Annotated in this window: 15 protein-coding genes and 1 riboswitch; of the genes, 5 read left to right on the plus strand and 10 right to left on the minus strand. The window is 42.5% G+C overall.

From position 1 onward, the window contains the following. Nucleotides 1–13 precede the first annotated feature (13 nt). Nucleotides 14–2,398: a 3-hydroxyacyl-CoA dehydrogenase/enoyl-CoA hydratase family protein gene (locus BW986_RS12220; RefSeq protein WP_076368182.1), complete on the minus strand. Its 2,385-nt coding sequence runs from the start codon at nt 2,396–2,398 to the stop codon at nt 14–16. A gap of 207 nt (nt 2,399–2,605) precedes the next feature. On the opposite strand from BW986_RS12220, the gene BW986_RS12225 reads away from it, so the two are divergent. Next, the gene (locus tag BW986_RS12225) at nt 2,606–2,740 is read left to right on the plus strand and encodes a YuzL family protein (protein WP_072273724.1); all 135 of its coding nucleotides are present in this window, start codon (nt 2,606–2,608) and stop codon (nt 2,738–2,740) included. A 47-nt stretch (nt 2,741–2,787) separates the two neighbouring features. Here the strand turns inward: BW986_RS12225 and BW986_RS12230 are convergent, their stop codons facing one another. After that, a complete protein-coding gene (locus tag BW986_RS12230; RefSeq protein ID WP_076368183.1) occupies nt 2,788–3,705 on the minus strand; it encodes a proline dehydrogenase family protein in 918 nt (305 codons plus the stop codon). Nucleotides 3,706–3,854: 149 nt separating this feature from the next. Here BW986_RS12230 and BW986_RS12235 point away from each other — a divergent pair, with 149 nt between their 5' ends. Together BW986_RS12235 and BW986_RS12240 are read left to right on the plus strand one after the other, a co-directional pair. Beyond that, a complete protein-coding gene (locus BW986_RS12235; RefSeq protein WP_076368184.1) occupies nt 3,855–4,133 on the plus strand; it encodes a hypothetical protein in 279 nt (92 codons plus the stop codon). Between the two features lie 13 nt (nt 4,134–4,146). After that, nucleotides 4,147–4,482 (plus strand): spore coat protein, encoded by a 336-nt coding sequence (locus tag BW986_RS12240; RefSeq protein WP_076368185.1) that lies wholly within the window; start codon nt 4,147–4,149, stop codon nt 4,480–4,482. 82 nt (nt 4,483–4,564) lie between these two features. Here the strand turns inward: BW986_RS12240 and BW986_RS12245 are convergent, their stop codons facing one another. The 5 genes from BW986_RS12245 to BW986_RS12265 form a co-directional block, all read right to left on the minus strand. After that, entirely contained in the window at nt 4,565–5,737 is a 1,173-nt protein-coding gene (locus BW986_RS12245; protein WP_076368186.1) for an FtsW/RodA/SpoVE family cell cycle protein, read from the minus strand. 147 nt (nt 5,738–5,884) lie between these two features. Next, a complete protein-coding gene (locus BW986_RS12250) occupies nt 5,885–6,766 on the minus strand; it encodes a metal ABC transporter permease (protein ID WP_076368187.1) in 882 nt (293 codons plus the stop codon). Then, a complete protein-coding gene (locus tag BW986_RS12255; protein WP_076368188.1) occupies nt 6,763–7,689 on the minus strand; it encodes a metal ABC transporter permease in 927 nt (308 codons plus the stop codon). Before BW986_RS12255 ends, BW986_RS12250 begins: the two co-directional genes overlap by 4 nt. A gap of 7 nt (nt 7,690–7,696) precedes the next feature. After that, nucleotides 7,697–8,452 (minus strand): metal ABC transporter ATP-binding protein, encoded by a 756-nt coding sequence (locus BW986_RS12260; protein ID WP_076368189.1) that lies wholly within the window; start codon nt 8,450–8,452, stop codon nt 7,697–7,699. A gap of 12 nt (nt 8,453–8,464) precedes the next feature. Further along, nucleotides 8,465–9,388: a metal ABC transporter solute-binding protein, Zn/Mn family gene (locus tag BW986_RS12265; RefSeq protein ID WP_076368190.1), complete on the minus strand. Its 924-nt coding sequence runs from the start codon at nt 9,386–9,388 to the stop codon at nt 8,465–8,467. Between the two features lie 626 nt (nt 9,389–10,014). On the opposite strand from BW986_RS12265, the gene BW986_RS12270 reads away from it, so the two are divergent. After that, nucleotides 10,015–10,977: a LacI family DNA-binding transcriptional regulator gene (locus tag BW986_RS12270; RefSeq protein ID WP_076368191.1), complete on the plus strand. Its 963-nt coding sequence runs from the start codon at nt 10,015–10,017 to the stop codon at nt 10,975–10,977. Nucleotides 10,978–11,231: 254 nt separating this feature from the next. Then, a riboswitch (Lysine riboswitch) is annotated at nt 11,232–11,416 on the plus strand. Nucleotides 11,417–11,511: 95 nt separating this feature from the next. Then, the gene (locus tag BW986_RS12275) at nt 11,512–12,963 is read left to right on the plus strand and encodes an amino acid permease (protein ID WP_076368192.1); all 1,452 of its coding nucleotides are present in this window, start codon (nt 11,512–11,514) and stop codon (nt 12,961–12,963) included. 38 nt (nt 12,964–13,001) lie between these two features. Here the strand turns inward: BW986_RS12275 and BW986_RS12280 are convergent, their stop codons facing one another. From BW986_RS12280 to BW986_RS12290, 3 genes are all read right to left on the minus strand, one after another. Continuing rightward, entirely contained in the window at nt 13,002–14,681 is a 1,680-nt protein-coding gene (locus BW986_RS12280) for a glycoside hydrolase family 13 protein (protein WP_076368193.1), read from the minus strand. 82 nt (nt 14,682–14,763) lie between these two features. Next, on the minus strand, nt 14,764–15,846 hold the full coding sequence (locus BW986_RS12285; protein ID WP_076368194.1) for a Ger(x)C family spore germination protein: 1,083 nt from the start codon (nt 15,844–15,846) through the stop codon (nt 14,764–14,766). Continuing rightward, the gene (locus BW986_RS12290; protein WP_076368195.1) at nt 15,843–16,943 is read right to left on the minus strand and encodes a GerAB/ArcD/ProY family transporter; all 1,101 of its coding nucleotides are present in this window, start codon (nt 16,941–16,943) and stop codon (nt 15,843–15,845) included. The genes BW986_RS12285 and BW986_RS12290 overlap by 4 nt, the downstream gene beginning before the upstream one ends. Between the last annotated feature and the right edge of the window lie 19 nt (nt 16,944–16,962).

The following is a 16,962-nucleotide window of genomic DNA, read 5'->3' on the forward strand; positions in this document are numbered from 1 at the left end:
TTTCATCTATTCATCAATTACGGAGTGGTTTACCTTTAACAAGCATGTGCTGCATCCTTGCCTGGGATTTCGGAGTCGAAATCAGTTTTAGGAATGCCTGTTTTTCCAGGTTCAAGATATACTGTTCATCTACTTCCGTGCCAAATGGGAGTTTTCCTCCTGCCAGGACGTATGCAAGCTCTTTGGCTATGACAAGGTCATGATCTGATAAGAATCCTGAAAGGCGCATGGATTCCGCCCCTAATAGAAGTGCGGCATATCCAGTTTCACCTACGACAGGGATCTTTGTGCGGGCTGGAGCGGTATAACCTTGTTCGTGCATGGAAAGTACCGCCTGTTTCGCATCATATAGCTGATGATCCGCATTCACGCTTATTCCATCAGCTGAATTAAGGAAATTATTCTCTCTCGCTTCCTCGGCGGAGGTCGAAACTTTTGCCATGGCGACCGTTTCAAATACTCGGTTGGCCACTTTCTGTAAGTCGAAGTCGACGCCCTTCGGCATATTCTTCAACGTCTTCACATAAAGTTCTTTAGTTCCGCCGCCGCCTGGGATCAAACCTACGCCAGCTTCCACTAATCCCATATACGTTTCGGTCGTTGCCTGGATGCGGGCTGCCGGAAGTGACACTTCAGCACCCCCGCCAAGTGTCATATTAAACGGGGCAACCACTACGGGAACTGCACTGTACTTAATTTTAAGCATCGCCTTTTGGAATTGGGTGATGACCATATCGAGTTCAAAAATATTGTCATCCTGTGCTTCCATCAGCATCATTGCAATATTGGCGCCTACACAGAAATTCTTTCCTTGGTTTCCGATGACCAAGCCTTTAAAATTCGCTTCCGCCTCGTCGACCGCCGCATTGATCATTTGTATGATATCAAGACCGATTGCATTATTCGGTGAAGTGAATTCAAGAAGAGCCACTCCATCGCCGATATCCATCAAGCTTGCACCACTGTTTTTCTTGATTACGCCTTTTTGCTTCTTGATCGCTTTAAGATTGATCACTTTAGGATTTTCGACAAGTTCTTTATATTCACCATCATCATAATAGTGAACAATGCCATTTTCTTCTTTATAGAAAGAAGTGATGCCTTTAGCGAGCATATCCTTCACCCATTTCGGAACGGTGATGCCTTCCGCTTCCATTCGGGCTACCGATTTTTCTATACCTATCGCATCCCAGGTTTCAAAGGGACCTGTGGACCATCCGAAGCCCCATTTCATCGCTTGATCGATCGCCACGATGTCATCCGCGATGTCCCCAAGCAGCTGGGCAGAATACACAAGCGCCGGATTGAGAACATTCCAAAGTAATTGGCCTGCACGGTCTTCGCTATAAACAAGCGCTTTCATTTTATTTTCCAAGCCCTTGGTCTGTTTAGCCATTTCGATGGAAGGCGTTTTTAATCTTTTCCGTGCATCATATTCAAGGGTTTCGGGATTCAGTTCAAGGATTTCCTTGCCTTTTTTCAAGAAAAAACCTTGGCCTGACTTGCTTCCAAGCCACCCATTCTTAAGCATTTCATTCATGAAATCAGGTATTTTGAAAACTTCTTTTTCTTCTCCATCCACCTGGTCATATACGTTTCTGGCAACATGTGCAAATGTATCCAATCCAACTACATCAAGTGTCCTGAAAGTAGCGCTAGTTGCCCTTCCAATCAACGGACCTGTAACCGAATCGACCTCACCGACACTGTATCCGCCTTTTTGCATTTCACGCAAAGTGACCAATAAACCATAAGTTCCAATACGGTTTGCGATGAAGTTAGGGGTATCCTTGGCTTCGACAACACCTTTTCCCAGTACATCTTCGCCGAATCGTTTCATGAATTCGAGCACTTCTGGTGAAGTTGCTTTAGTAGGGATGATCTCCAACAATTTAAGATAACGCGGCGGATTGAAGAAGTGGGTTCCCAGGAAGTGCTTTTGAAAATCCTCCGAACGACCTTCTGCCATCGCTTCGATTGAAATTCCGGATGTATTCGATGAAACGATGCTTCCCGGTTTACGATGCTGATCAACCTGGGCAAACACATTTTGCTTAACCTCAAGCTTCTCAACGACCACTTCGATGATCCAATCGACATCCTTTAAACGACTTATATCATCTTCCAGGTTTCCCGCCTCGATCAACGCAATGTTTCCCTTAGCCGAAAGCGGAGCTGGTTTCTGTTTTAAAAGTTTCGTAATCGCAGTTTGGCTGATGCGGTTACGCACTTGTTTATTATCTAATGTCAGTCCCTTTTTCTTTTCATCCTCAGTGAGTTCACGAGGTACAATATCCAATAGTAAAGTCGGAATGCCGATGTTAGCAAGGTGTGCAGCAATCCCTGATCCCATAACTCCTGACCCTAGAACAGCAGCCTTTCGTATTTGTCGAACCAAGTTTATATCCCCCTTACGCAATTTATTGAATGAATGCTCATTCATTTTTAATTCAAAAAAATTTTGAATATTTTTTCTTATTACTAATATAGAATATATTTGGAAATTCCGCAATGATTAAACAGGAAAAAAATATTTTTTTCTCCGCGTTCTTTTGGTTATTTCTCCTCCGTTCAGCAAAAAATAACCGGGCAGGAGGTGACCTATATAATGAAGCGTAAAGATAACCCTTCCAAAGCAGCCGTAAGCGCAGCAAGCGTTAAAGGCAATGCCGGACCTGGCGCCGAACGTCAACATGGAATCAATAAAGTGAACAGCCAGAACAATCAGTTCAAAAGATAATCCTTCTTAATTTGAGCAGCCGTTCCTTTTCCGGGGCGGCTTCGCTTCTATTTCTTGAATATGCCTTTTAAAACGAAAGCAATATTGGCCGGTCTTTCCGCAAGGCGGCGCATGAAATATCCATACCAATCCGTACCATATGGAACATACACCCTTACCTTATATCCTTCTTCAGCAAGTTCAAGCTGCTTTTCAGTGCGGATGCCATATAACATTTGAAATTCAAATCGATCCAGGGGAATTCCCTGATCTTTGACCAAGTCCCTCGTATAATCAATGATTTTCTCATCATGTGAGGCGACGGCTGTGTAATGGCCATTTTGCATATGCTTCTTGATGATTTTCTTGAAATTCTCATCCACATCTTTTTTCTCGGGATAAGCCACTTCCCTCGGTTCTTTATAAGCCCCTTTAACAAGTCTTAGATTCGGCTGGTATGCATCCAGTTCCTCAATATCCTTCTCAGTCCGATACAGATAAGCCTGGATGACAGTCCCCAATTCATTATATTCAGACTTAAGGTTTTTGAATACATCCAAAGTCGGCTGACAACGCGGAAAATCTTCCATATCAAGCGTCACGAATACACGATGTGCTTTAGCTTCATCTAATATCCTCCGCATGTTATTCATTACCACTCGTTCTGACACATCCAAGCCCATCGAGGTCAGTTTCAGGGATAACTGTGAATCCAGTTCATTTGTGCCGATCATGCGGATCGCATCGATGCACTCATCTGCCATCTTCCCTGCTTCTTGTTCATCCTCAATGAATTCACCTAAATAATCAATGGTGACAGCAAGCCCTTTCCGGTTAAGATCTGCAATCACTTTACATGCCATATCCAAGGATTCCCCTGCCACGAAACGAGATGCCCCAAACCGCAGCCCGTATTTTTTCGCTGCCTTTGTCATGCCTTTATTCTTCGATAAAAAAAGGAATAGATTTTTTAAAATTCTTTCCATCTGCATTCCCCTCCAAATCATTCTGGAAAATAGATGCACAAGATTATTTTACCATTTAATTCATTTTTCAGATATTTAGAATCAAGAATAAAAAAAATTCATGAAGGGAAAATTAAACCCGTTTAAAGAACACTTAAGGAGGTAGAATGATGGAACAGCAAAATTCGTTTAATAGCCAACAGCAGTCCACCGGCTTTATGAAACAGCCGCCGGAAATGGTTTCGGTGAAAGATAGCTTATACTTAACAGATATGCTTGCATGGAATCTTAATGCGGTTAAAAAAGCACATTTTTTTGCCACACAATGCAAGGACCCGCAAATCATTGATGCGTTAAATCGGTGCGGATTCATGCATCAACGCCATTACGATACCATTTTGAAACATTTGAACCCGAACCAAAACCAGGTTCAACAACAATACCAGTAAAGGAGGGTTCTTGATGCCCAATGAAAACAAAGTCCAAAATCCAGAATCTCCCGTGGCGAAGACACCGCAAATGAATGACAGGGATTTTATAAATGATATGCTCACAACTGAAAAGTACTTTTGCAACTCCCTTTCCGTTGCCCTGCATGAAATGAGTAACCAAGCATTATTCCAAGACATTTTCTCCGTTTCCAAAGAAAATCAGGAGATGCAGCGAGAACTCTATAACCTTATGTTCGAAAAAGGCTGGTATAGTTTAGAAAAGGCGCAATCCACCAGCTTAGGCCAATCGTATCAACAATTTTCCGGTTATAAAAATCAATTTCCATCTGGAACGAACATTCAATAAGCAAACATTCAGGGGGGTGGATTCTGCTCCTTTTGTTTTTGTGCTAAAAGTAAAGCCGGCCCATGGGGGGCCGGCTTTATTTTTAGATATCCGTTGAAAACATATACTTCTTATAGTGATACCGAATGCTGAATATTAGGCCCATGGCCATCATGTTCCCCATTAGCGAGCTTCCTCCATAACTGATGAATGGAAGCGGAATCCCCGTAATCGGCAAAAGGCCTACCGTCATGCCGATATTTTGAAAGACGTGGAACGTCAACATGCTTATAACGCCAACACAGATATATGTATAGAAGTTATTTTTCGTGTCCATTCCCGTTTTTGTAATATGATAAATCAATAGGAAAAACAAGGAAATAATGATACTTGATCCGATGAAGCCGAATTCTTCACCGATGATGCTGAAAATGAAATCCGAATGGCTCTCAGGCAAATACACTTCCCTCGAACCGATTCCCTTGCCCGTTGTCTGGCCGGAGCCGATGGCCAGCAAGGACTTGGTTAAGTGATACCCTTCGGAGCTGGCATAATTATATGGATCCAGCCAAGAATAGATACGGCCGAATTGATAGGATTTTACCCCTAGGTATTTTTCCAGGATCTCCGGCTTCCAAAGGACAAAGTACAGGACCGTTGAAGCGACGACAATTCCTCCCGAAACGATCGGCAGCAGGATCTTCCATGTTACCCCTGAAATGAAAATCATTCCGAGCATGATTGACAGGATGACAAGCGAGGTACCCAAATCCGGCTGTTGCATGATTAACATTAAGGGGGCACCGGTCACAAGACCGATTTTAATAAGCAGCCAGATATCCGTTTGAATCGTTTTCAGCGTGTTTTTGAGATGATGGTTCGATATGACATTGGCTAAAGCCAAAATCAGGAAAACCTTCATGAATTCCGATGGCTGAATCGAACCGATTCCCGGAATGACGAACCAGCTTCTTGCACCATTTATATTAGGTACGATGCTACTTGGCATAATGATCAGCAAAAATAGCAAAAACAATCCGAATCCATAGGCGTACCAAGAGATTTTTTTCAGTTGGTCCGAATCCAGTGTGATGAACCCTAATACGATTCCAATCCCCACTATATACCAAAAAATTTGTTTAATTAAGAAGTTTTCAGCGTACTGTCCAGTCGTTTGGGCACTATAGATTGCTAGGCAACTTCCAACGCATAATAACAGCAATATTGTGACCAAAGAAAAATCTATTCGAGATGAAAATTTATTTTGTTCTTCCATACTTAACTCTCCCTTAAAAAGGCTCCTGCGATACATCTATAAATACACTTATTCATTATACTTTAAACAAATAAAATCACAACTATATCGAAGAATTGTTTACAGGCTTCATGGAGTTATTTCCATGAAGCCTGTATACAGGGAGAGCTATGCATGTGATTCCTTTGATTTTCTCCGTTTCAGCAATCTGCTGACCAAGCCATGGCTTGGGGAAAAGAGAAAGGCCAATCCGAATAATATGGCGGCCGATCCCACCATGCAACCTGATATCGAAGCATCCAAAATGGTGGCTGAATAGTAGCCGATGATGGAACTTAGCACCCCGACCCCGATACTGACCAATATCATGCGGCTTAAACGGTCTGACAGCAGATAGGCTGTTGCCGCAGGTATGATGAGCATTCCAACTACTAAAATGGAACCTACACTATCAAAAGAAGCTACAGTTGTCAGTGAAATGAGGCTCATCAATAAGTAATGGAAGAACAGTACTGGAATTCCCATTGCAGCCGCAAGTGATGGATCAAATGACACGAGTTTAAACTGTTTGAAGAAAAGGAAGATCAGTATGAGGTTCAGGATAAAGCAACTGCCGACAATCCAAACAGCTTTTGGTCCTACTTCGATTCCCGCGATTGTCATCGTGTTCCAGGGAGTATAGGCTATTTCGCCATAAAGGACATGTTCCAGGTCAAAATCTATTTGTTGCGTATACAAGCTCACGAGTACAATCCCAGTTGCAAAAAGGGAAGTGAATACAATCCCGATCGCTGCGTCAGATTGAACGCCCGACGATTGGAAAAGCTGGATCAAGAATACAGTAAGCAAGCCGAGCGCAGCTGCCCCTATCAGCATTGGAACAGAGTCACGGGTCCCGGTTATCAAAAATGCCAATACGATTCCCGGCAAAACGGAATGACTGATGGCATCCCCAATCAACGTCATTCTCCTGACTATCAAAAAGCATCCTAATACACTGCAAGCACTCGCCACCAATGCTCCGACTAAAATAATCCAAAAATCATTCATGATGAGTGGCTCCCTTTCCTTCTATTCTGTTCGAGAGAATATTTCTTTTTCGTCGATACCCTTCTCCATATAGATGAAAGCACTCCGCGTTTAGGTGCAAAAAGCATGGAAAAGAAAAACCATACCGTCGCGGATAAGACAATTAACGGTCCTGTAGGCAAATCATTGACCGATGTACTGATCAACGTTCCAGACACACCGCTCAACATTCCGAATATACCAGACAGGATGACCATGATATGCAGCCGTTCGGTCCAATACCTCGCAGAAACCGCAGGCGTGATCAGTAAAGATGCCATCAATACGACGCCTACAGCCTGGATACCGATCACCACAGCTGCCACGATCAGCATCATGATGAAATAATCCAGAAAAACAACCGGCAATCCCATCCCCTTAGCAAACCCAGGGTCAAAGGACAGTAATTTGAATTCTTTAAAAAATACGGTACAAGTGAAAATGAGAATAAAGGAGACCGTCATCATCATATATACATCGGACATGACCATTGATGCCGTCTGCCCGAATAAAAAGGTATCCAATCCACTCTGGTTTCCATACTCACTCTGCTGAATCTGTGTAAGCATGACAATCCCGAAGCCAAAGAAGGAAGATAAGACGATTCCCAATGCCGCATCCTGCTTGATCTTACTGTATCTCGTAAGCACACTGATCAAGAAGACAGCCACTAAGCCGGCAAGGGCCGCACCTATTAGAAAGTAGGAAGTGGATTTCACTCCAGTTAAAATGAAGGCGACACAGATACCGGGTAACGCTGCATGTGCGAGCGTGTCGCCAAGCAAAGACTGCTTTCTGAGGTAGGCAAAGCTGCCGATGACCCCGCTGCTTAATCCGAGGAACATCGTGCCAAGCAATATCCACCTTGTATTTGGATCAGTAATAATATCCAGTATGTTCATCATGTACACCTCATTTTAATAAAAGGCCGGACTTCGTGTCTGATAGTATCGCTAGGCGGCCTCCATATGTTGCCTGTAAGTGTTCGGGAATGAACACTTCTTCCGTCGGACCTATTTTCATCACCTTTTTATTCAATAACATCGTCCAGTCGAAATATTCCTTCACGGTCGATAGATCATGGTGCACAACCAGAACGGTTTTGCCTTTTTCCTTCAATTCCATCAGCAATTGTATGATTGCTTTCTCTGTTGCGGCATCCACCCCTACGAACGGTTCATCCATAAAATAAATATCCGCTTCCTGTGCCAATGCACGTGCAAGGAATATCCGTTGCTGCTGTCCACCTGATAGCTGGCTGATCTGGCGGTTAGCATATTCAGCCATCCCCACCTTTTCCAGGCACTCCATTCCCTTCTGCCTTTCGGACTTACCTGGTCGCTTCAGCCATCCGAGATGACCATATCTGCCCATCATCACGACATCGAGTGCGTTGGTCGGAAAATCCCAATCCACTGACTCCCGTTGTGGTACATAGCCGATACTCTTCCTCATCGATTTATAAGTGGAACCCTTTATTGTGATTTGCCCCGATATCTTGGGGATCAATTCGAGTATCCCCTTTATCAATGTGGACTTCCCTGCTCCATTGGGGCCAATGATACCGATTAAATTCCCTTCCGGCACCTCAAATGAGACATCTTCGACAACTGGCTTCTTATGATAAGCAATCGTTAAATTTTCGACCTTCAAAGCTGCTAGATTCATAGTTTCTCCCCCTTATTTCAAAGCACGGACGATGGTGTCGGTATTATGACGGACCATTCCGATATACGTTCCTTCTTCCGTCCCTTTTTCACCCATGGCATCCGAGAACAATTCACCGCCGATTTCCACTTTATGACCCTGCTTACCTGCTCCTTGAATGACAGCCTCGATTGCCTTCCTTGGTACACTTGACTCAATGAAAATCGCTTTAATTTTGTTCTCCACAAGATAATTCCGCATATCCGTCACATCTTTTGATCCATATTCCGATAATGTATTGATCCCTTGAAGCCCTCTTACGTCAAGGCCGTATGACTGACCGTAGTACCCAAAAGCATCATGCGCTGTAACGAGCACCCGTTGATCTTTTGGTATTTTATTAATTTCATCTTGAACATATTTATCAAGTTCCTCCAATTGCAGAACGTACTCTTCATAATTTGCACGAAACTCCGCTTCATGGTCCGGATCATTGGCAATCAATTCTTTCTTAACAGCCTCCGCCGCAACGATCCAAAGCTTTACATCAAACCATACGTGGGGATCATGTTCCGTTGCACTCACTTTGCGAAGTTGGTTCTCATTGAAGTCCTCCGTTACGGGGATCGTCGGTTTATCCTTGCTCATCATTTCAAATATATCCGTCATTTTCCCTTCAAGATGCACACCGTTATAAAAAATCATATCAGCCGAATCCAGTGTCTTAACATCACCCTGTGTCGCTTTATATAGATGGGGGTCGACCCCCGGACCCATTAAACTGGTGACCTCGACTTGTTTACCGCCGATATTCTCAACCAAATCTCCAATCATTCCCGTTGTTGTAACGACATTCAGCTTGCCATTGCCTTTATCACTTTCGGCCGTATCATTGCCGCACCCCGTTAACATCAGCAATGCAGCAAGCACGCCTCCAATAGATTTCAGAAAACCCATCCATATTCCCTCCCTTTTTCATCTTTCTAAAATAGTTTCCCTTATGCAAAATTAAGTGTAAATTTTTTCACATTGTCGTAAATGCTAAAAAGTTTCCTATACACAACTTATTTTATACTATACACAAATATACAAAAAAAGTGCAACTACTTTTTCGAACATTTCAAATAGGACAATGACTTTTACACAAAGCAAAAACTGTCAGGAAGGTCCACTATGGGGCTTCCTGACAGTCAGTCATTCCGTACATGAAACTAACGCTGAAGTTATATTATATTGTGGAGGTTTAATGGTGAATATAAACTATGGAGGCTATTTCGGGACGGTGTGAAATTCACGGGTAAATGCGCTGAATTTACGCATTCCATGTGCATTGCCAATCATTTTTTCAAGGAAAGTGCCAAGTACGCAAGTCCCAATTCGATTCCGCAAAGCACAAAAAGGGTGATTAAAGTTTGGAACATCATGATTTCCTCCTCCTCTAAGACTTAAAACAATCTTAAAGGATGAAACCCATACCAGAACAAGACCTTATTTGAAGAAATCTTCAGCATCCCCACACTGTTCTCTTGCCCTGAAATGGGTTTCATACTGTACAATATAAAAAAAGAAAAAACGGTGATACCATGACAAATATTAAAGAAATAGCTCAATCTGCCGGTGTATCTGTTTCAACAGTGTCCCGTGTATTGAATGATCATCCATATGTAAGCCCTGATAAAAGAAAGAGCGTCTTAGAAGCCATCGATCGTTTGAATTATACGAGAAACATAAACGCCATTCATCTTTCAAAAGGTAAAACGAATCTTATCGGCGTCATCATCCCCTTCAACAATCACCCATATTACGGGGCAATCGTTAACGGTATCACTAAACAGGCAAATGCAATTGGCTGCCATATCGTCATCTTTCAAACCAATTATGACAGAGAGAAAGAAATCCAGGCTTTTAATATGCTGCAAATGAAGCAGCTCGATGGCATTATCGTTTGTTCAAGGATTTTGGAAATGAAAATCCTTTTGGATTATCAAAAATACGGACCGATTATTTTATGTGAAGATACAGCCCAGGCTGAATTCTCATCCATCAGCATTGATCATTATGCAGCTTTCTCCTGTGCCCTTGAGTACGTGATTGCTAAAGGATATAAGAAAATCGGATACAGCCTCGGCCGTAAAAAGAGCAGAAATAGTTCCCATCGTACAAAGGCCTTTAACGATATCATGAGTAAACATCAACTGATGAACAATAAGGAATGGCTGTTTGAAGGCAGTTATCACATCAAAGACGGTGAACAATTGTTTCAGGAATGGAATTCGATGATAGATAAACCTGAAGCCATCATCATCACGAATGATGACACGGCGGCAGGCTTCATCCTTACCGCCAAGAAATCGGGTATAAGGGTCCCTGAAGATGTGGCCATTCTCGGTTTCAATAATGATAGCCTGAGTGAAATGCTCGACATCACGACCATTTCCTTACCACTGGAATGGATTGGAAAAATGGCGGTGGACCTATTTGAGAATCCTGAAGAGGTCAAACATGTAAAACTGGACCACGCCCTTATAAAAAGGAAGACCGTTTAGTTATCTCCATGCTTTATTTTGGTATATCATCATTTGAATTCTTCCTTACTGCCATCATTCATTAACTAGGAAAAAATAACCACACAAAATAATCATTGCGATATCCCAGAAGTTATTTTATAATTTTGATATAGTAAAGTTTACTCAATTACTAGCAATCTATTTGCGATTGCACGAATTTCATGAGTACTATCGTCAACGTCACTTACAAGCTGGCGCAACGATTTTAGAAAATTGAATACTTCCTCATTTACCGATGAGTTAGAGGCTGCAGCTTATAAAAGTAAAACGGACGAGATTCTGGAAAATTAAAGACTCCGTTTGAAAGGATAAGTTGCCGAAGTTAGGGTATATTCCATGTATATTCTTGCTGGCGGTGTTACCGAACAGGAACACCACTGTCACGTTTTTTCAAAAAGCGTGGGGAGCTATCTTCGGAAGGATAAACGGGTTTATTATAAACAGCCGTCGATCTTTTTCGACTGCTGTTTTTTATTTTTCGTTCCCTTCCAATAAAAAGGAGTGTAACATCAATTGTCAAATTCACAATCAGCATCAAGCCCTACTGAACTGAAAAGGAGCCTGAAAGCGCGTCATTTAATGATGATTTCATTAGGTGGAACGATTGGAACAGGTTTATTTTTAGCAAGTGGCGGTGCCATTCATTCAGCCGGTCCCGGCGGTGCCTTGGTGGCATACGCGGTCATCGGCATCATGGTATATTACTTAATGACAAGTCTTGCAGAAATGGCAGCGTTCATGCCAGTGGCCGGTTCGTTCCGTGTCTATGCATCCAAATTCGTCGATCCGTCTTTCGGTTTTGCGATTGGCTGGAACTACTGGTATAACTGGGCAATCACCATTGCCGCTGAATTGGCAGCCGTTGTCTTAATTATGAAGTTCTGGTTCCCGGATAGCCCTTCAATTATCTGGAGTGCCATTGCGTTAATCACTATGTTTCTTATCAATTACATGTCAGTCAAAGGTTTCGGTGAAACAGAATTCTGGTTTGCCATGATCAAAGTCGTGACAGTCGTCATTTTCTTGATCACGGGTGTTCTGATCATTCTCGGAATCATGGGTGGGAAAGACCCAATTGGTTTTTCCAATTTCACAATGGGCGAAGGTCCCTTTAACGGAGGGTTCTTCACGATCCTCGGCGTATTCATGGCTGCCGGCTTTTCATTCCAAGGAACGGAATTGCTTGGAGTGACTGCTGGTGAAAGTGAGGATCCAGAAAAAAATATCCCAAAAGCGATCAGATCCGTTTTCTGGCGCATCATCTTATTCTATATCCTTGCCATTTTTGTAATTGGAATGATCATTCCGTTTACCGATTCACGTTTATTGAGCGAAGATGTTGCCGTAAGTCCATTTACGCTTGTATTTGAACGTGCCGGCCTTGCATTTGCTGCATCCATCATGAACGCGATCATTCTATCATCCGTACTCTCTGCCGGTAACTCTGGCATGTACGCTTCAACCCGTATGCTATGGGACTTGGCACGTGATGGGAAAGCACCGAAATTCCTAGGCAAGTTAGATAAAAGAGGAGTACCCGTGAATGCACTTATCGTGACTTCTTTAGTAGGCTGCGTTGCATTCCTAGCTTCGTTTTTCGGTGATGGCGTCGTTTATATCTGGTTATTGAACGCTTCAGGCATGGCGGGATTCGTCACCTGGGTCGGGATTGCGATTGCCCATTATCGGTTCCGCAAAGCTTACGCAGCTCAAGGCCTTGATATGAATGCTTTACCATTCCGGGCCAAAGGCTTCCCATTCGGGCCTATATTCGCACTCGTCCTATGCATTATCATTATCATCGGACAAGGCTATCAAGCTTTCAGCAGCGATGGGATCGACTGGAATTCAATGTTTGTTTCGTACATTGGCTTAATTTTATTTTTCGTCCTATGGTTCGGATATAAAATCAAGCATAAAACGAAAATCATTCCCCTCGAGAAATGTGACCTTAAATCAAAATAATAGCAAAGGACCTGTTCTAAGGAGAACAGGTCCTTTTTTCATTTCAAATGATAAACACGGCATTCATATGGACGGAGAGGTTTGCTGGAGATTCCTTCTTCCTCCTGATCATAATTGCCGATCAGCCTTGTGGCTGAATATGCATGCAGCTCTTCAGGCAAAGTATAGGAGGCCTGCTCTTCTTTAAAGTTGCATAGCACCAACAGCTTTTCTTCTTCAAACGATCTCGTGTAGGCAAATATTCGTTCATCATCCGGACATAGCAGTTCAAAACGTCCATAAACGACGATTTCATGTTTCTTGCGTAATTGGATAAGCTTTTTATAAAAATGAAAAATGGAATTCGGATCATTATATGCATTTTCTGCATTAATCTCGGGAAAATTGGGATTAACCTTAACCCAAGGAGTCCCTTTCGTGAATCCTGCGTTCCGGGAGTCATTCCACTGAACCGGTGTCCTCGCATTATCCCTGCTGCGGGCGTGGATGGCTGACATCATCCTCTCTTTTGACCAGCCTTGCGAATTGACGAGTTCTTCATATGAATTCAATGTTTCGATATCCCGGTAATCATCGATGCTTTCAAATGCCACATTGGTCATACCCAGTTCTTCCCCTTGATATATATAGGGTGTCCCTTGAAGCATATGAAGGCAAGCTGCAAGCATCTTTGCGCTTTCAATACGATACTTTCCATCATTACCAAATCTTGAGACAATCCGGGGCTGATCATGGTTGTTCCAGTATAAACTGTTCCAGCCATCCCCCTCCAAACCAGTCTGCCACTTGGATAGAATTCGCTTTAAATCGGTAAGCTTCCACTTATCATTACTCCATTTCCCTGCTGGTCCGCTCCCCAAATCCATATGTTCGAATTGAAAGACCATATGTAGCTCACCACGATCTTTACCTGTGAACAATTGCGCCTCCTCCGGTGTGACGCCTGGCATCTCCCCAACCGTGATCACGTCATGTCCAGAAAGTGCCCGTTGATTGATTTCCTGCAAAAACTCATGTATGCGCGGGCCATTCAGGAAAAAGGGGCTTCCATCGCCATACTGTTTCTCATGATGAACGGCTCCATCTGAGTAGCTTTGATCTTTTGAAAGGAAGTTGATGACATCCATCCGGAAGCCATCGACACCTTTATCCAGCCACCAAGTCATGATGCTGTAGATTTCTTCACGGAGCTTAGGATTCTCCCAGTTTAAATCCGGTTGTTTCCTGCTGAATAAATGTAAATAATATTCATCCGTTCCTTCATCATATTCCCATGCTGAACCTTTAAAAATGGACTCCCAATTATTTGGTTCTTTTCCTTTCCTGCCAGGTTTCCAAACATAATAATCACGTTTCGGATTATCTTTTGAGGATCGGGATTCCTTGAACCACGGATGTTCATCAGAAGAATGGTTGACCACCAGGTCCATCATGATCTTCATTCCACGTTCATGAACCGCCTTCAATAACCTATCGAAATCAGCCATGGTTCCGAATTCAGTCATGATTGATTTATAATCACTGATATCGTATCCATTGTCATCATTGGGAGATTGATAAACAGGGGATAGCCATATCACGTTCACACCCAGCTCTTGTAAATAATCAAGCTTCATCAAAATCCCGTTTATATCCCCTATCCCATCTCCATCACTATCCATAAAACTCCTTGGATACACTTGATACACAACCGCCTCTTTCCACCATGCTTTGTCCATGCCTTTCCCCCTCTTTAGCCGCATTGATATAATTACACCAATACCCCTATTATAAAGAGGGAAACTTCAGAATATTCTACTTTTATTCAGCTATTCCCGTTTGAATCATTTCAATATCCAGATCCACCTCGATTGGAATATAGGGATATGCCTTCTCCCAATGTGTCTGATCAAAGTTTCTTGTTTTACTTTTAGCGTGATCACCGATTGCAATCGGATCGATATTGTTATCCTGAAACATGGTTACCATCTCATTTAATTTTTTCCCAATGACATGCTCGGCCCTGGCCTCTATTTTATTCAGGTCGACCGCTTTGCCCAAGTCATAGCCTTGGACCTCCAGCAGACTCGCTTTTAGTTTCACTTCAATCCTGACCTTGGGGTCATGGTTTACATCCGAAATATGATAATCAACATGTGACTCCACGTTATTGATATCTGTAAAGTCATTTTCCTTCCATTTAATTTCATAACTCCCCATCTTAAAGTTTTCAGTAAGGACTTTAAATAAAAACCCTTCCTCATAAGGAATATATTTACCAATATAACGGTCCTTTTTAAACAAGGCGATCCCTTTTATCCGTAATTGGTCCCCTGCCGTTTCCAATAAGGGCAAGACCGGGTCGATTCCTTTACCATGACACGCATATAAATACCTGTGGAGATCCGCATCAGGCAAATTAGTCCTGATATTCTGTTCGATCAGCTCTTTCACTTGAACCCCTGGAGTTTTAATCAACTTCGGCTCCATTTTAACTACATCCTCCGCTTTGCCATGAACGACCGCTAAATACAAATCCCTTCCCACCATTGGGTCCCGCCTATATGTATCGACATAATCATTCAACCCCTTGCTTGCCAATTCTTCACCATAGAGAATGACCGTTAGTCTCCCACCGACAATCGGGAATGGTGTTTTTGCATTTTCCTGCTGGCGGGCTGCCTTTATATCATGGGAGACCGCTTCATATACTTCTTTACCTAGATTTGCTTCCTCACCAGGCTGAGGAACGCTGACAACGACCGTACCTTTTACTTTTTTATCTTCGGCATCATCATAACCCACGACTTCAGCAATTAAAATATCTTCTAATATTTGTTTTTCCACGCCGCAAGCCGTCATCAAGAAACCTGCCAATGTTATAAAAAGAAGTCGGATTTTCATGATTTATGCCCCCTGACTTTATAGACAATCGACTGCCATATGAATAAGAGAGGAAGATACAAATAAACGATATAAAAACCAATTTCCGAACTGATCGTGTTAAACTTATCGATTCTATAGCGGTTATCCAATAAAATGCAGGAAACTAAAATGATTAACAGAATCAAGACCAGCATCTTTTTCTGCCTTAGTCCAAATACTCTTTTTGCTGTCCTGCTCGCTGCCCAAACCCCTATGCAAACATTCGGCAGCACCATGAACAGCCAAACGGAAATCCCTATGTATTCGAACCTTTCAATGAATGGAAGGTCTACAATTTTCCATAACGTCAAAGTTGCCCATATTACATCTTTCAGTTGATCTTGATGATAGTAGGCTAATGAAACAATGATGGATACTAAATATATCACCATAGTAAAAACCACCCCTAAGTGGGCCCACTTTTGTGATTTTTCACGGTTTTTAATGAAGGGGTAATAAATGAGGAGTAATTCAAAACCAAGGTAATTCAGGGTCATTTTCTTACAGGCCTTCATGATTTCCAAAAAGGAATGATCAAGAAAAGGACCCAAATTTTCAAAGTGGGCGTACTTCAATGGGAAATAATTCAAAAGGAATAATGGCGATCCGATAATAAGCCCGATTATGCAAAAACCGGTGATGACCCTGAACCCTCCCTCCACAAAACTATACACGAGAATAAGAATGATGGTTATTAGCATCAGGATATTGACACCAGGGAACATCCAAACCTGAATGACTTCTAAATAAGTCCTGATAAGAATGATGGAGATCATTATGAAGTAGAGGATGAATAAAATATTCAAAGCATTTCCGACCCATTTACCGAACAAATCCTTGTGGATGGCGACTAAATCAAGTGTTTGGGGACCCCTGCCTAAAAGCTTGAAACACATCCAAAGCAGAACATTTATGATCAACCCTGATATGAGGACAGATAACCATGCGTCTTGACCAGCCTCTTTTGCTATGACCCGTTCAAAACCCAATATCCCTACCCCAATCTGCATGCCTGGCATGAGAAAAAAAACAAAAAATGGAGATATTAGTTTAGTTTCATTCGGTTTGACTTCCATACCTTCTCACCGCTTTCTG

The organism is Peribacillus simplex, assembly GCF_900156045.1.
In the GTDB taxonomy this organism is placed as follows: domain Bacteria; phylum Bacillota; class Bacilli; order Bacillales; family DSM-1321; genus Peribacillus; species Peribacillus simplex_D.

Excerpts from the sequence above, each read along its gene's own strand:
- BW986_RS12230 (WP_076368183.1), bottom strand. The coding sequence starts at position 3,705 with ATGGAAAGAATTTTAAAAAATCTATTCCTTTTTTTATCGAAGAATAAA.
- BW986_RS12235 (WP_076368184.1), top strand. The coding sequence starts at position 3,855 with ATGGAACAGCAAAATTCGTTTAATAGCCAACAGCAGTCCACCGGCTTT.
- BW986_RS12240 (WP_076368185.1), top strand. The coding sequence starts at position 4,147 with ATGCCCAATGAAAACAAAGTCCAAAATCCAGAATCTCCCGTGGCGAAG.
- BW986_RS12245 (WP_076368186.1), bottom strand. The coding sequence starts at position 5,737 with ATGGAAGAACAAAATAAATTTTCATCTCGAATAGATTTTTCTTTGGTC.
- BW986_RS12250 (WP_076368187.1), bottom strand. The coding sequence starts at position 6,766 with ATGAATGATTTTTGGATTATTTTAGTCGGAGCATTGGTGGCGAGTGCT.
- BW986_RS12255 (WP_076368188.1), bottom strand. The coding sequence starts at position 7,689 with ATGATGAACATACTGGATATTATTACTGATCCAAATACAAGGTGGATA.
- BW986_RS12260 (WP_076368189.1), bottom strand. The coding sequence starts at position 8,452 with ATGAATCTAGCAGCTTTGAAGGTCGAAAATTTAACGATTGCTTATCAT.
- BW986_RS12265 (WP_076368190.1), bottom strand. The coding sequence starts at position 9,388 with ATGGGTTTTCTGAAATCTATTGGAGGCGTGCTTGCTGCATTGCTGATG.
- BW986_RS12270 (WP_076368191.1), top strand. The coding sequence starts at position 10,015 with ATGACAAATATTAAAGAAATAGCTCAATCTGCCGGTGTATCTGTTTCA.
- BW986_RS12280 (WP_076368193.1), bottom strand. The coding sequence starts at position 14,681 with ATGGACAAAGCATGGTGGAAAGAGGCGGTTGTGTATCAAGTGTATCCA.
- BW986_RS12285 (WP_076368194.1), bottom strand. The coding sequence starts at position 15,846 with ATGAAAATCCGACTTCTTTTTATAACATTGGCAGGTTTCTTGATGACG.
- BW986_RS12290 (WP_076368195.1), bottom strand. The coding sequence starts at position 16,943 with ATGGAAGTCAAACCGAATGAAACTAAACTAATATCTCCATTTTTTGTT.